The following is a 15,257-nucleotide window of genomic DNA, read 5'->3' as shown; positions in this document are numbered from 1 at the left end:
AGCGCCTGGAGGAAGCAGGGGCCATCCTATCGGGCTTTCGAATCGTCTGACAATCGGCGCTACGTTATCTTTTGTTAACTGAGCCCCTTTCGTCAGCGCCTGAATATAGCTGCATTCGCGGGGCTGATCGCCGGAGCATCAATGAATTTTTATTCCATCTATTGAAATATGGGAATTTTTATTCCATTAATAGTCTTCCTGAAAACAATAATCCAAAGGACCACGGCGATGCGTGAACTCGGAATCGGCTTGATCGGCACAGGCTTCATGGGGCGCGCCCACGCCTTGGCCTTCAATAACGCCCGTGCGGTATTCGAACTGCCGGTACACCTCAAGCTGGCAGCACTGGCCGACGCCGACACCGAGCGCGCCCACCGCTGCGCCAAGGATTGGGGCTTTGCCCAGGCCCATGGCGACTGGCAGGCGTTGATCAATAATCCCAACGTCGACGTAGTCGCCATCACCACCCCCAACCATTTGCACTACCCCATGGCCATGGCGGCCATCGCGGCGGGCAAGGCGGTGTACTGCGAAAAACCCCTGGCCGTGAGCCTGGAACAGGCCGACGCCATGCGCCGCGCCGCCAGTGCTGCGGGTGTGGTGACGCGGGTGGGCTACAACTACCAGCACAACCCGATGATCACGCTGGCGCGGCAGATGATTGCCAGCGGCGAGTTGGGCGAGATCATCAGCTTCCAGGGTGAGTTCAGCGAAGATTTCATGGCCGACCCGGCCTCGCCATGGTCGTGGCGTTGTGAAGTCGAGCATGCTGGCGGTGCCCTGGCGGACCTGGGCAGTCACTTGCTGTCGATGGCGCGCTATCTAGTGGGCGACGTAGTGAGTGTGTGTGCCGACACCCAGACCGTCCACGCCCGGCGCCCTGCCGTCAAAGGCAGCACCGACCACCTTAAATCGATTGCGGTGGATGACCAAGTGCACGCCCTGCTGCGTTTTGCCAATGGCGCACGCGGTACGGTGAGCAGCAGCTGGCTCAAGCAGGGCTACAAAAACCACCTGAGTTTCGAGATCAGCGGGACGAAAGGCACCTTGGCGTTCGATCAGGAGCGCTTGAATGAATTGCAGGTCTGTCGCGTTGGCCAGGACGGTTTCCAGCGTTTGCTCGCAGGCCCTGCCCTGCCCGGTTATGCGGCGTTCAGCCCGGCGGCGGGGCATCAGTTGGGCTACAACGAGCTGAAGACGTTGGAAGTGCAGGAATTGATTCTGGCGCTGGCCGGTCAAGGTGCGGATGGCACTGACTTTGAGGCAGCGTGGGAAGTTGAGCGGTTGGCGACGGCGATTCGCGTGGCGGCCAAAGAGGAGCGTTGGGTAACCGTGAACTCACTCTAAAATCCACCACAGAACTTTGTAGGAGCTGGCTTGCCTGCGATGGCGGTGTAACAGGTACACCGCTATCGCAGGCAAGCCAGCTCCACATTTGGATCACCTAAACCTTCAAATTAGCGCAGTGCCCGGCGCAGAACTTTGCCGACGGTGGTCTTGGGCAGCTCAGTGGTACGGAACTCCACGTACTTCGGCACCTTGTACCCCGTCAGGTACTCCCGGCAATGCGCAAGAATTTGCTCCTGGGTCAGGCTCGGGTCCTTGCGCACCACGATGATCTTGACCTTCTCGCCGGTCACGCCATCTTCCACGCCAATCGCCGCCACTTCGGCCACGCCAGGGTGTAGCGCTACCACGTCCTCGATTTCATTGGGATACACGTTGAAGCCCGAAACCAGGATCATGTCCTTCTTGCGGTCCACCAAGCGGATATAACCGCGCGCGTCCATCACGCCGATGTCCCCGGTCGACAACCACCCTTCGGCATCCAGCACCTCGGCAGTGGCCTCCGGACGTTTCCAGTAGCCCTGCATCACCTGCGGCCCGCGCACTTGCAGTTCGCCCTGCTCGCCAATCTCAGCCAACTCACCGTCTTCGCGGATAAACCGCACCCAGGTCGAGGGCAATGGCACGCCGATGCTGCCGGTGAACTCCATCTCACGCATGCGCGCAATGTTGATCGGGCTGATGCTCACCACCGGCGAGCATTCGGTGAGGCCGTAGCCTTCGATGATCGGCAGCCCGGTGACTTCCTTCCAGCGCTTGGCCACCGCCGTGTGCGTGGCCATGCCGCCGGCAATCACCATGCGCAGATCGGAAAAGTCCCGTGCGCAGAACTCCTTGTTCTCGAGCAGGCCGTTAAACAAGGTGTTGACCCCGGCAATCCCGTTGAAGCGCTCCTTGCGCAGGATCATCTGCACGCGCTTCACGTCCCGTGGGTTGGCGATCAGGATGTTGCGCCCGCCCAGGCACATGAACATCAGGCAATTCACCGTCAGGGAAAAGATGTGGTACAGCGGCAACAAGGTGACGTTGGTTTCCTGCTTGTCCTGGTCCAGTTGGTCGCCAACCCAGGCCTTGGCTTGCAGCAGGTTGGCGATGATATTGCGATGACTGAGCATCACACCCTTCGCGTCGCCAGTAGTGCCGCCGGTGTATTGCAGGAAGGCCAGGTCGTCGAGGTGCATCTCCACCGGGAAATGAGTGAGCGCCCGCCCCTGTTTCAGCACCTGGTTGAAGCGCAGCGAACCGCGCAGGTTGAACGCCGGCACCTGCTTTTGCACACGGCGCAGGATGAAGTTCATCGCGGCGCCCTTGAACGTCCCCAGCAAATCGCCGATGGCGGCGATCACCACGCGCTTGACGCTGCTGCCGGTGATGACTTTTTCCAGGGTGTGGGCGAAGTTTTCGAAGATCACCACAGTTTCCGCACCACTGTCCTTGAGCAGGTGCTTGAGCTCATGGGAGGTGTACAGCGGGTTGACGTTGACCACCACCGCGCCGGTCAGGATGGTGCCCAACAGGCAAATCGGATACTGCAAGCAGTTGGGCATCATCAGCGCCACACGATCACCTTTCTTGACGCCCTGCCCCTGCAGCCAGGCGGCAAAGGCATAGCCTTGCACCTGCCAGTCGGCGTAGGTCATTTCGGTGCCGATGCTGACATACGCCACTCGCTCGCGGAATTTTTCCAGGTGCTCCAGGAACACCTCGCGCAGCGACGGATAGTCCTCGATAGCGGCGTCGATATCCGCCGGGACGCCGGGCAGGTAAGCGTTCAACCAGATCCGTTCGGCGTGTTCCAGGCTTACAGCGTTCATGGCAGTGTCCTTATTGTTGTTTTTGATAGCGCTACTTTTCGACGATGGCAGTAATGCCCAGCCCGCCGGCCGCGCAGATGGAAATCAGGCCGCGCCCGCCGCCGTTCTCATGGATGATCTTGGCCAGTGCCGCCAACTGCCGGCCACCGGTGGCGGCGAAGGGATGGCCGCAGCCGAGCGAGCCGCCGTTGACGTTCATCTTCGCGCGATCGATGGTGCCCAGAGGCGCTTCCAAGCCTAGGCGCTCGCGGCAATAATCGGGGTCTTCCCAGGCCTTGAGCGTGCACAACACCTGGGCGGCAAAGGCTTCGTGGATCTCGAAAAAGTCGAAGTCCTTGAAGCTCAGGCCTTCGCGTTTCAGCATGCGCGGCACTGCGTAGGCAGGGGCCATCAGCAAGCCTTCGGTGCCGTCGACAAAGTTCACCGCCGCTGTCTCGCCAGTGCGCAGATAGGCCATTACCGGCCAGCCGTTGGCGACGGCCCATTCTTCACTGGCCAGCAGCACTACCGAGGCGCCATCGGTCAGGGGGGTGGAGTTGCCGGCTGTGAGGGTGCCGTTCTGGCGGTCGTAGGCTGGAGACAGGCCAGCGAGCTTTTCTAGGCTGGCATCGGCGCGCAGGTTGTTGTCCCTGGCCAGGCCGCGATGGGGGCTGATCAAGTCGTCGAAGAAGCCGCGTTTGTAGGCCGCATCCAGGCGCTGATGGCTGGTGAGGGTCAACTCATCCTGGGCCAGGCGCTTGATCTGCCAGCGCTTGGCCATTTCTTCGCAGTGTTCGCCCATGGACAGGCCAGTGCGCGGCTCGCCGTTGCGCGGCAACAGTGGTTTGAAGAACATTGAGGGCCGGACCTTGAGCAACGTCTTCAACTTGTCGCCCATGCCCTTGGCACGATTGGCTGCGAGCAAGGTGTGGCGCAGGGATTCATTGATACCGATGGGCGCGTCGGAGGTGGTGTCGGATCCCCCCGCAATGCCCACCTCGATCTGCCCGAGGGCAATCTTGTTCGCCACCAGCAATGCCGCCTCCAGGCCGGTGCCGCAGGCTTGTTGCACATCGTAGGCCGGCGTATCCGGCGACAAGGTGGTGGACAGCAACGACTCACGGGCCAGGTTGAAATCCCGCGAGTGCTTGATCACAGCCCCGGCGGCAAACTCACCGAGGCGTTGGCCGTGCAGGTTGTAGCGGTCGACCAAGCCCTGTAGCGCGGCGACCAGCAGGTCCTGGTTGCTGTCGTGGGCGTACACCGTGTTGGAGCGAGCAAACGGGATGCGGTTGCCGCCGATGATCGCGACGCGGCGGACCGGGGCCGGGTTGAAGCTGTAGTCACTCATTCCAGGTTCTCTTTCCAGATGAAAAGGCCACGCATATGGGGTTTGTCGCCGGCGAAATTGCGCACTTCGAATTCGCGGGGCGGGCTGGTCACCGGGTGGCTCCACAGCGCGACCTGGCCGGGCAGGAAGATCGGCAGCTTGAAGTCACAATAGGCCTCGGCCTGGTCCAGGCCACCGGGCGGTTGCTGGGCGGCGAGCGCACGGCCCAGGGTCCACATGCCATGGGCGATGGCGCGGCGAAAGCCGAACAGCTTGGCGCCGATCACCGAGGTGTGAATCGGGTTGAAATCCCCTGACACCTTGGCAAAACGCCGGCCCAGGTCGGCGGGCAACACCCAGCGCTGGGTGCGCAACAAGCCCGCCTCCTGCAAGGGCAACACGTCAGCCCAAGGTTCGCCAACCGGGTCCTTGACGTCCCGGCGCAGGTACAGGCTATCGCTTTCCCACACCAGCGTGTCGGCACCGTAGGCACGGGTGGCGATGCTCAGCGCCTGGCCCTTGGGATGGGCGACCCAGCGCTCGCAATACACCTCAATGCGCAACGCCTGGTCTTCGTGCAAGCGTTGGTGCTGACGGATGCGATTGGCCAGGTGCACCATGCCGCTGGCCGGGTACGGAAAGCTGGGGCGCGTCAGCAGCATCAAGTGCAAAGGGAACGCCAGCACATGGGGATAGGACAGCGGCACCCCCTGCTCGCAGCGAAAACCACAGGCACGACCATAGGCGGCGATGTCGGCGGCAGACAACGCCACTGCCGAACGCACCAGGCGTTCCGTGGGCAGCACAGGCGCACCGTCAAGCTTGGGCTTGCGCAAGGCGCGCACGCCGTCCAGCAGCAAGCGGGTGCGTGAAGGCGGCGGGTCAATGATCTGCGTCACGTAGTCCATGGCTCAGGCTCCCAGCAGGCTTTGGCCGCACACCCGTACGACTTGGCCGTTGACCCCGCCGGACGCCGGATGTGCCAGCCAGGCGATAGTTTCGGCCACGTCGATCGGCTGCCCGCCCTGGGACAGCGAATTCATGCGCCGCCCTGCTTCACGGATCATCAGCGGGATCTTGGCGGTCATCTGGGTTTCGATGAACCCCGGCGCCACCGCATTCACCGTCACTTGCTGCGCCGCCGCACGCGGTGCCAGGCCCTGCACCAGGCCGATCACACCGGCCTTGGAGGTGGCGTAATTGCTTTGTCCGAGGTTGCCGGCGATGCCGGAAATCGACGAGACACAGACAATTCGTCCCCCAGGATTCAAGCCTTGGCTGTCCAATAACGCATTGCTGAGCTGCAACGGCGCTTCGAGGTTCACCGCCAATACGCTACGCCACGCGGCCTCGGTCATTTTGGCGATGGTTTTGTCACGGGTGATCCCGGCGTTGTGCACCACCACGTCAAAGGCGCCGTATTGGCTGACATGGGCCTGCAGCAGTGCGGCTGCGTCCGTCGCGGTGATGTCCAGGGGCAGCGCCGAACCGCCGACGCTGTCCGCCGCCTGTTGCAACGCTGCCTGGGCCTGGGGCACATCCACGCACACCACGTGCGCGCCGTCCCGCGCCAACACCTGGGCAATCGCCAGGCCGATGCCACGGGAGGCGCCGGTGACCAGGGCGCGACGACCGGCGAAGGGTTTGTCCCAATTGACCGCGACTGGGCCGTCCACCGGTTTTTCCAGGCGCACCACCTGCCCCGACACATAGGCCGAACGGCGCGACAGGAAGAAACGCAAGCTGCTGTCCAGCGCGTCTTCAGCACCCGGCGCCACGTAGATCAATTGCACGGTGATCGCCCGGCGCAGCTCCTTGGCCAGTGAGCGCACCAAGCCTTCAAGGGCGCGCTGGGCGATGGCCTGGGGCAAATCCTGGCAATGTTCCGGTGCGGTGCCGAGCACCACGACGCGGCCATGGTGGCCAAGGCGCTTGGCGTTGGCGTGGAAGAACACATAGAGCTCGTCCAACTGTTGCAGGTCGGCCACGGCGCTGGCGTCATACACGGCGCCCTGCACTTTCACCGTGGACGGCGCCTTGAGCGTGGCCGGGGTGGCACTGACGGTGTCGGTTGCCGTGAAGATCCGCTGCACCTCGCCGGTCAGGCGCCCTGCCCCGGCGACGATCACCGGGTTGGCCAAGCCCTGCTGGCCGCTGCGATGACGTTGCAGTGGCAAGGGTTGCGGCAAGCCGATGGCCTGGGCCAGGCGACGGCCCCAGGCGGAATTGACGAAAGAAAGGTAGCTGTCGCTCATATAGGGTTCCACTCAATCCTGCCGTGTAAACCGCCCCTTGTAGGAGCCGGCTTGCCGGCGATGGCGGTGCATCAGTCACAGAGGTGTTTGCTGACAGATCGCTATCGCCGGCAAGCCGGCTCCTACAGGGGGTGGGGTTGAGTTAGTTCACCGAGGCGTTTTCGCTTTGGCTGGTGCGACGTTTCGCCGTCGGTTCCAGCGCTTGCTTGCGCTGCTGCAACGCCTCCAGCAAGCCGAAGTCCTGCGGGAAGTCATCCACCTGGATGCCGTGGTCGGCGTATTCCACGTAGCGGCCGAGCAAGGTGTCCTCGTCATCGCTGATCAAGTCCAGCGCGCGCGCCTTGACGCGCCAAGCGGTGAAGGCCGTGGCGGAGATCGGCATCGGTTCGATCACGCCTTGCTTGACGGCAGGCTTGAGCCGGGCATCGATCAACTCGACCTGTGGCAGCAGGCGGAAACCCAGTTCGCCGTAGGCCAATTTGTCGATTTCCGGACGTGGGATGTAGGAATTGGCCAGCAAGCGGTCGCGGGTTTCGCCCGGTGTCTGCACCACGTCAGCCACTTGGGCCAGCAGACGATCCGAGGGTTTGCGCAGTGGGATCCCGAACGGGAACGTCAGGCCACGCAGCATCGCTGCGGCAGGTTTCGACGGGTAGTTGTCGAGCACTTCCGCCAGCGCTTCGTGGGCCCGCAGCAACGCATCCTGGGCCGCCCAGTGCACCAGCGGCAGATCCGCCTGGGGCCGCCCATCGTCCTCAAAACGCTTGAGCACGCAGGACAGAATGTACAGCTGCGACAGAATATCGCCCAAACGCCCGGTGATACTTTCCTTGCGCTTGAGGGCACCGCCCAGCACGCCCATGGAAATGTCCGAAATCAGCGCGAGCACCACTGACAGACGATTAGCCTGGCGGTAGTAGGACGCCAGCGCGGGGTCGGTCTTGGCCGGGGCAGAAATCAATCGGCCTCCTGTCAGGGAATGCACCGCAGCACGGACGGTATTGGCCAGCACAAAGCTCACATGGCCGAACATCGCGCTGTCGAAGGCTTCCAGCGCTCGACGTTTGTCCGGATTGCGCGCCGCTTCCATCTCGCGGAATACATAGGGATGGCAACGGATCAGGCCCTGGCCAAAGATGATCAGGCAGCGGGTCATGATGTTCGCGCCTTCCACCGTAATGGCAATGGGGCTTTGCTGGTAGGCACGGGCCAGGAAGTTGTTGGGGCCCATACAGATGCCCTTGCCGGCAACGATGTCCATGCCGTCATTGACGATGATCCGCGCACGCTCGGTGACGTGGTACTTGGCAATCGCCGAGATCACCGACGGTTTCTCACCCGCGTCCAAGGACGCCACCGACACCTTGCGCACCGCATCGCAGGCATACAGATGCCCAGCCATGCGCGCCAAGGGCGCCTGCACGCCTTCGAATTTGCCGATGGGCAGGCCGAACTGTTTGCGCATCGCGGCATAGGCGGTGGTGCCACGCACCGCCACCTTGCCCAGGCCGACGTTGGCCGACGGCAAGGAAATCGCACGGCCGGCCGCCAGGCACTCCATCAACATGCGCCAACCGTTGCCGACTTGCTCGCGGCCGCCAATCACCCACTCCAGCGGAATGAAGACATCCTTGCCGGTGGTAGGGCCGTTCTGGAATACCGCGTTCAGCGGCCAGTGACGGCGGCCGCTGTTCACGCCCGGATGGGACGTCGGGATCAGCGCGCACGTGATGCCGAGTGAACCCGCAGCGCCGAGCAACCCATCCGGGTCTTCTGCGCGAAACGCCAGGCCAAGCACCGTGGCAATCGGGCCCAGAGTGATGTAGCGCTTGTCCCAAGTCACACGGAAGCCCAGGACGTCCTCGCCTTCATGGCTACCTTTGCAGACGATGCCCAGGTCGGGAATCGCCCCAGCATCAGAACCGGCATACGGGCTGGTCAGGGCAAAACACGGGATGTCTTCACCCCGGGCCAAGCGCGGCAGGTAGTAATTGCGCTGGGCATCGGTGCCGTAATGCAACAGCAACTCGGCCGGCCCCAGGGAATTGGGCACCATCACCGAAATCGCCGCCGCCGAACAACGCGTCGACAGCTTCATCACCACCTGCGAGTGCGCGTAGTGGGAGAAGCCTTTGCCACCGTATTGCTTGGGAATGATCATGCCGAGGAAGCCGGCCTCCTTGGTGTATTGCCAGCCTTCGGGCGACATGTCCTGCCACACCTGGGTGGTTTCCCAGTCGTTGGCGATGTCGCACAGGGTTTCCACTTCGTTATCGAGGAAGGCTTGTTCTTCGGCGCTCAGGCTGGCCGGTGCGGCTTGCAGCAAGCGCTGCCAGTCGGGCTTGCCGCTGAACAGCTCAGCGTCCCACCACACGGTGCCGGACTCGATGGCGGCGCGCTCAGTGTCCGACATTGCCGGCATGATCGTACGAAACAGGCCCAAGGCCTTGCTGGTCAGCAGGGTGCGGCGCAGGGGTTTGATCGTCATCAGCAGCGCGGGCGCGACCACCAGCACCGCCGCGACGGTGGCGCCGAACCCGGCAACCACGTTGAGCAGGTAACCCGCTACCAGCCAGACCAGGCCTGCACCCAACCAGTGAAGGGCAACGGCTTGTCGATACGCCAGGGCAATCGCAGCTGCGAAACCCACCAATAACCAGATAACCATGGGATACCTCTACTTGATTCAGGGCAAGGCTTGGGTGCGGCAGGTCGGAATGACCCGCGACGTAAAACCACCTTACAAACTCGGGAACAAAAATTAAAATATTATTTTAAATTTTTATTTAACTTCCAGGCAAAAAAATAGCCGCTGAACCCGTCAGGCAGATTTCAGTGGGCCGTTGGAATTGGAACGGGTCGCATGGGCGACCCGTCGATGCGGTAAACCCGCGGAGCAACAGAAAGATGCGCTGACTGACTGCTCCACCACCCCATGCATTAGAACTTGTAAGTGGCCGACAGGCTGACAACCTCACCTTTGCTGTCGACTTTGCCATCCAGGCGCGCCGCGCCCAGGCGGTCGACGTTGACGGTTTTGAGCTTCACCTGCTCGACAAATTGCCGTGAGTAGGCACCGTCGATACTCAAGCCGGGGATGGCCTTGATATCGTAGCCAAAGCCGAGAGAAGCGAAGTAACGATCGCCGTCGGGGATACGTGGGTCACGCGTGGAATTGCGGGTGGGGGTCTGGTCATAGGCAACACCGGCGCGCAGGGTGAAGTCATCGGTAAGCTTATAGTCGCCCCCGAGGGAATACATCATGACGTCCCGGTACTTGTAGGGAATCGATACGATGGTATTGCCATCGGACTTCAGGGTCAGCGCCTTGAATGACGACCATTGGGTCCACAGCATACTGGCGCCGAGGCTGAATCGGTCGTTGAACACATGCACCCAGTCGATGGCGGCGGTGGCCGGAATGTCCAACTGAGTGGATGCGTTCGCGCCGTCCGGAAACAGTTTGAGGCCGGGGTAAGCACGCTCGACCAGCGTCAAGCCATCCCCTCCGGCATCGGTCATCAGCAGCCTGCTGCCTGGATCAGCATAGATGTTGTATTTGCCTTCCATTTTGTTCTTGATCTTGGCGTGGTAGTTGAAACCCAGCGTGTCTTTCTCAGTGGGTTTCCAGGCCAGGCCGGCGAACCAGCCCACCGAGGTGTTATCGACCTTGACGCGCATCAGCGACTGCCCTACCCCCGATGGGAACGGGATGCCGAGACCACCCAGCCCCGGCGAGACCGCCGCCGCCGCATAAAGGTCGACGTTCTGGCTCACGAACCCTGTGCTGTGCTGAACAATGGCACCTGCACCAATAGAAAACTGGTCATTGACCTTGAACGACAGCGAACCGGTCAACCCTACGGTTTCAATTTTGGTGTCAACGGCGAAGTCACGGCCTTTCCAATCCTGATCCCAAGTGGACTTCATGCCCTGCGGAACGACCTGACTCAAGCCAAAACTGAAACGGTCGTTGATGGGTATCACCAGGAAGCCGGTGGGCAACCAAGCCGTAAAGCCCGCTTCACCCCCATTGCCTTCACGCGGCGTGGAGGTCACACCGCCGAATTCGTCCATGACCCCGGAGGACGTCGGGTCCCCTTTGTAGTCATAGGCATTTCCCTTGAATTTGATATTGATACGCGCATAGATAACGTTCTGCTGCGCGATGGTTTGGTCAATGAACGCCATGGCGGCCGGGTTGTTATAGGCTGAAGAAGGGTCATTCTTGAACAGTGAACCACCGCCAAACGCACGGCCCCAGCCTTGCGCGCCAAATGTAGGAGTCGAGTACCCGCCAGCCTGAACGGGCCCGGCTGCGACCATAAACCCGCTCAACAACGCCAGGCCAAGTAACGCCTGGGCCTGTTGTTTCTTATTATTCATGCTCCACTCCTTATTATTTTTATCCACCACAGCCGGAATCACCGTCTTGGCTTGCCTTAACAAGTGCCCTTTGCAGGGCACTTGCGTTTCAACGTGTGATCATCACGTCAAGCGCACGCCTATCAAGGGTTGACAGTGAGCGTTGGGGTTGGCGTCGCGGTCAGCGCAGTGATTTTGCAACTGCCGACGGTTTGTGCCGATGGAACAGTGATGGTGTGGGTGCTGTTGTTGTAGACCACATTGATGGTGGCGGGAGCGCTTGCGCAGTTGCTGACGATCTTGAAGTTCACGCCTGAAACAGTGCCTGCAAAGGTGTCAGGCCCGGTGGCGGTGGAGGCGGTCAAGGTCCATGGCAAACCCAGCAACACTGGCACACCGCAAAGTGGGTTGGAGCCGCTCACAGTGGCGCCGGTGATCGAAGCGTTGGCACCACTCGCAGCCACGCTGCCGGTAAAGACGATGGTGCAAGCCACGGGCGCCCCGAACGACGCAGGCGATGTAACAGTGATAGCACCTGCGGGCGTGGTGAAACCCGCGCCAGGAGGAGAAATGGTAGCGGCATTCACCATGGAAGCAGCACCCATGCAAACAGTCAAAGCAGTCAACGACACGAGAGTTTTCAAGCTTTTCATTGTTTTTCCTCACATGTTATGGCGAATTCATTTCGCCAGGGGTAATGGCCATGATCGAGAGGTCACGGTGTAACTGCAGAACTTCCCTTTCCAGCCAAATCTCAATTCAACTACCGAAACAACATCGAACGCTTATTCAACAACTTTGAAGTTCGGCGGCATCTTGATCGACACCGTCTTGATCTTGCAGTCTTCGCCGATCGGGACGTTGGCGGCTTCCAACTTACCCGTGGCGTTATCCCAGGTGCCGTCGGCCGTTGAGGGCCCACACTTGCCGCCCAGACCAAACGCGTGGACATCCACACTGATCTTCGACATAGAGCCGCTTTTGGTATCCTTGGCGACCAAGATCCACGGCAAGTTGATGGCTTCCACCCGGCTGCACTTGAGGCCACCATCGAATTCGACTTTATCGACATTGACCGATGAACCATCAGCCGCCACTTTGCCGGCCACCTTGATGGTGCAGTCGGCACTGATCAACGCGCCTTTGGAAAAGCTGATGGGGCCCTGGGCGGTAAATGCACTGCCGGCGGGTTCGATGCGCGCTGCCTGGGCCTGGTGATAGGCGATCAGGCCCAGCGCGGCCAATACGATATGTGTGGTGAATTTGGCAGGTGCTTGCATGGTGTACGTCCTTCCCTTTAATTATTTTTGTTCGGGTCAAACAACTTTCTGGCAACCGATCTGAAAAATCCCGGGCGATAGAGGCCTGCGCGGCACGCAGGCCCCGAGTACGCAAACAACGTGTTACTTGAACTTAAAACGGTTTGGCGCTGTTGCTGTACTTCTCCAGGTACTTCAACCGTTGTGAGGGCTGAAGATTGGTCAGGGTGATATCCCCGGCATAATGGTTCAACACTCGGTGATCCATTCGCCGCCGCCACAAGTACGGCACATACGCCCAGACAATCATGCTCGCGTAACCATAGGGAAGTTGCGGCGACTCATCAAAATGACGCAACGACTGATAACTACGGGTGGGGTTGGCATGGTGATCGGAGTGCCGTTGCAACTGGAACAGGAAGATATTGGTAACAATGCGGTTACTGTTCCATGAATGCCGTGGCGAACAACGCTCGTAACGGCCATTGGGCAACTTCTGACGTTTAAGGCCGTAGTGTTCGACGTAGTTCACCACTTCCAACAGCGAGAAACCGTAGATGCCCTGGATGATCAGGAACGGCACCACCGCCCACCCCAGCCAGGCGATCATCGCGCCCCACAGCACTACGCTGTACATCCAGGCGCTGAGCACACCGTTTTGCCAGTGCCAGGCAGGCAGGCCGAGCTTACGCAGGCGTTCGCGCTCCAGGTTCCACGCCGAGCGGGCGCTGAACCAGACCGAGCGTGGCAGGAAAGCCCAGAAGCTCTCCCCCAGTCGCGAACTGGCTGGATCTTCCGGCGTGGCGACACGTACGTGATGGCCGCGGTTGTGCTCGGTATAGAAGTGCCCGTAGAACGTCGGCGCCAGGGTGACCTTGGCCAGGAACACTTCGAGCGCGTTGGGTTTGTGCCCCAGCTCATGGGCGGTGTTGATCGCGATGCCGGTAGCGGCGCCGGTCGACATGGCCATGCCCAGGTAAGTGAACCAGCTCACCTCGCCATGCAGTTGCGTGCGCGCGGTGAGGTAGCTGGCCGCACGGGACAGCCAACTGGAAGGTTCCAGGTTCGCGGCAGCCTGTAACAGTCCACCCTGGATGATCCACTCGATACCGCCGGCGGCAAGCCAACCGGTGATCACCACCGACGAGATCACAAACAGCACGCCGGTGTAGACGATCCAGCGGTAGTAGCTTTGGGATTCAAGGTGGCTGACGGCGGATTCCGGCGGGTTGCTCACGTCTTCACCGAGCATGCCATCGATCAGCGGGATCAGGCCGAAGATCACCAGCACGCCGACCCACCAGAGTTGCTGGATACCGGTGGTGATGGCCAGTGCACCAGACAGCAAAGGCGTGGCCAAGGGCATGATGCCCAACCACCACAGGTGACGCTTGCCGTCGGTCCAAGTGCCTGGAGCTGCCAAAGTCTGATTCATGGCAGCCACCGTTGCGGGGCAGAAGACAGTAGGTTCAGGGAGCGTTGAATGCTCCGAGAATTCAACCATGCGATAAAAGACGTTTTTTTCATTTTTATTCGCTCTTAGGCATTTCAAAAATCATTTCAAATTAAACATTGAAATATTTTTTTAAAGAAATAGCGCGGAATCGTTAGGTCGTCAACTACTTTTTCGAGGCCTTTTTTATGTGACCAGGCAGTCTCTTTTTCAGCCGCTTGGTCAGGTCTCTACGGCAAGCGTTTCGGACGGTACAAACCGCAATGAGGGCCACGATTATTTGCTTGCCAGGGCAAACGGCGGATGCAGGATCGCGGCGGTTTGCCCTGGCCGCGCACGCTTGGCCAACTGTTGCACCGCCTCCACCACCCGCGCGGTGGCGGTGATCGGCAACATGTGCCCGCGCCCCTCCACCACCTGCAGCTTCAGGCCTGGGACCTTGTCGGCCAGGGCCTGGCCGTGTTTGCGAAAGTCCAGGACCTTGTCTTGCGCGCCATAGATCAGGCTGATGGGCAACGTCAGTTGCGGGTAACGCTTGACCATCTGCGGCAGGTCGTCGTTGACCAGGGCGATCTCGCTGGATGCAGCATAGAAGTTGCCGGGGCGCATCCCCAGCAGTCCGCCGCCACGGGTGGCGAAATCTTCAGGAGCGTTGTCGGGTGCAAACACACCTTTGACCACCGCACGGCGTGTCAACAGGCCAATGGGCACCGTGAGCGTGTGAGATACCCAGCGCCTCAGCCAAGCCGGCCGTACCGCCAGTGACCAGAACACCAGGGGCAAGGTGGGTTGCGGATGGGTCAGCGGCGCCACTAACACCAACCCCGACACTGCGTGGGGATGGTCAAGGGCCAGCGCCAGGGAAATCGCACCGCCTAGGGAATGCCCCAACACCAGGGGCTTATCCAGGCCCAGGGTGTTGATAAAGGCGGCCACTTGCCGCGCCTGGGCCGGCAGGTCCGCAGCGGTGCCTTTATGACGCGTGGAATAACCCGACCCAGGACGATCGAGTGTGATTACCCGGAAGTGTTCACGCAATTGCCCGGACAGCGCATACGTCAGGTTGCGGCTGCTACCCATCAGCCCGTGAATCATCACCAACGGTGGGCCCTTGCCCTCTTCGTAATAATGAAAGCGCTCGCCATTCACCTCCACAAAGCGCCCGTTGTTCGGAACGGCGGCTTCAATGCGTCGTGTCATCCACGCGCTGAACCCCCATAAAACGGCGCTCGCGCCTATGAAAACAGCCGCAGCGATAACCCATTCAACAGCCATAGCTCGGTCCTCTGCTTCCCTGCTGCTGTCGACCCGACCGGAATTGATCGAGCCTCAGCTATCGCCCAAACCACGGACCTGAACGTCGCGGCTATCCGTCGGACAAGTCGCACATGAGGAACCTGGGACTAGCGTAGGCGATATTTTCAGGTAGATTATTTAAAATCTTTTTTAAAATAA

Annotated in this window: 11 protein-coding genes; 1 reads left to right on the top strand and 10 read right to left on the bottom strand. The window is 60.6% G+C overall.

Annotated features, from left to right (window positions below):
• Positions 1-228: 228 nt before the first annotated feature.
• A complete protein-coding gene (locus tag HX868_RS28700) occupies positions 229-1,347 on the top strand; it encodes a Gfo/Idh/MocA family protein (protein ID WP_177005169.1) in 1,119 nt (372 codons plus the stop codon).
• A 110-nt stretch (positions 1,348-1,457) separates the two neighbouring features.
• On the opposite strand, the gene HX868_RS28695 is transcribed toward HX868_RS28700, so the two are convergent.
• From HX868_RS28695 to HX868_RS28650, 10 genes are all read right to left on the bottom strand, one after another.
• A complete protein-coding gene (locus HX868_RS28695) occupies positions 1,458-3,161 on the bottom strand; it encodes an AMP-binding protein (protein ID WP_177005168.1) in 1,704 nt (567 codons plus the stop codon).
• 31 nt (positions 3,162-3,192) lie between these two features.
• A complete protein-coding gene (locus HX868_RS28690) occupies positions 3,193-4,491 on the bottom strand; it encodes an acetyl-CoA C-acetyltransferase (protein ID WP_177005167.1) in 1,299 nt (432 codons plus the stop codon).
• Entirely contained in the window at positions 4,488-5,378 is an 891-nt protein-coding gene (locus tag HX868_RS28685) for a MaoC family dehydratase (RefSeq protein ID WP_177005166.1), read from the bottom strand. The genes HX868_RS28690 and HX868_RS28685 overlap by 4 nt, the downstream gene beginning before the upstream one ends.
• Before the next feature lie 3 nt (positions 5,379-5,381).
• Entirely contained in the window at positions 5,382-6,725 is a 1,344-nt protein-coding gene (locus HX868_RS28680) for a 3-oxoacyl-ACP reductase (protein ID WP_177005165.1), read from the bottom strand.
• A gap of 142 nt (positions 6,726-6,867) precedes the next feature.
• Positions 6,868-9,393, bottom strand: a complete 2,526-nt coding sequence (locus HX868_RS28675; protein ID WP_177005164.1) for an acyl-CoA dehydrogenase — start codon at positions 9,391-9,393, stop codon at positions 6,868-6,870.
• A gap of 272 nt (positions 9,394-9,665) precedes the next feature.
• Positions 9,666-11,111, bottom strand: a complete 1,446-nt coding sequence (locus HX868_RS28670; RefSeq protein WP_177005163.1) for an outer membrane protein transport protein — start codon at positions 11,109-11,111, stop codon at positions 9,666-9,668.
• A 122-nt stretch (positions 11,112-11,233) separates the two neighbouring features.
• The gene (gene praB, locus HX868_RS28665; protein ID WP_095016522.1) at positions 11,234-11,743 is read right to left on the bottom strand and encodes an alkane oxidation protein activator PraB; all 510 of its coding nucleotides are present in this window, start codon (positions 11,741-11,743) and stop codon (positions 11,234-11,236) included.
• Between the two features lie 132 nt (positions 11,744-11,875).
• Positions 11,876-12,370 (bottom strand): alkane oxidation protein activator PraA, encoded by a 495-nt coding sequence (gene praA / locus HX868_RS28660; RefSeq protein WP_016980194.1) that lies wholly within the window; start codon positions 12,368-12,370, stop codon positions 11,876-11,878.
• A gap of 133 nt (positions 12,371-12,503) precedes the next feature.
• Positions 12,504-13,784: an alkane 1-monooxygenase gene (locus HX868_RS28655; RefSeq protein ID WP_016980195.1), complete on the bottom strand. Its 1,281-nt coding sequence runs from the start codon at positions 13,782-13,784 to the stop codon at positions 12,504-12,506.
• A gap of 294 nt (positions 13,785-14,078) precedes the next feature.
• Entirely contained in the window at positions 14,079-15,077 is a 999-nt protein-coding gene (locus tag HX868_RS28650) for an alpha/beta fold hydrolase (protein WP_177005162.1), read from the bottom strand.
• Between the last annotated feature and the right edge of the window lie 180 nt (positions 15,078-15,257).

Source organism: Pseudomonas reactans (assembly GCF_013385825.1).
Taxonomy (GTDB): Bacteria; Pseudomonadota; Gammaproteobacteria; order Pseudomonadales; family Pseudomonadaceae; genus Aquipseudomonas; species Aquipseudomonas reactans.
This window is presented reverse-complemented; position numbering and strand designations above follow the sequence as displayed.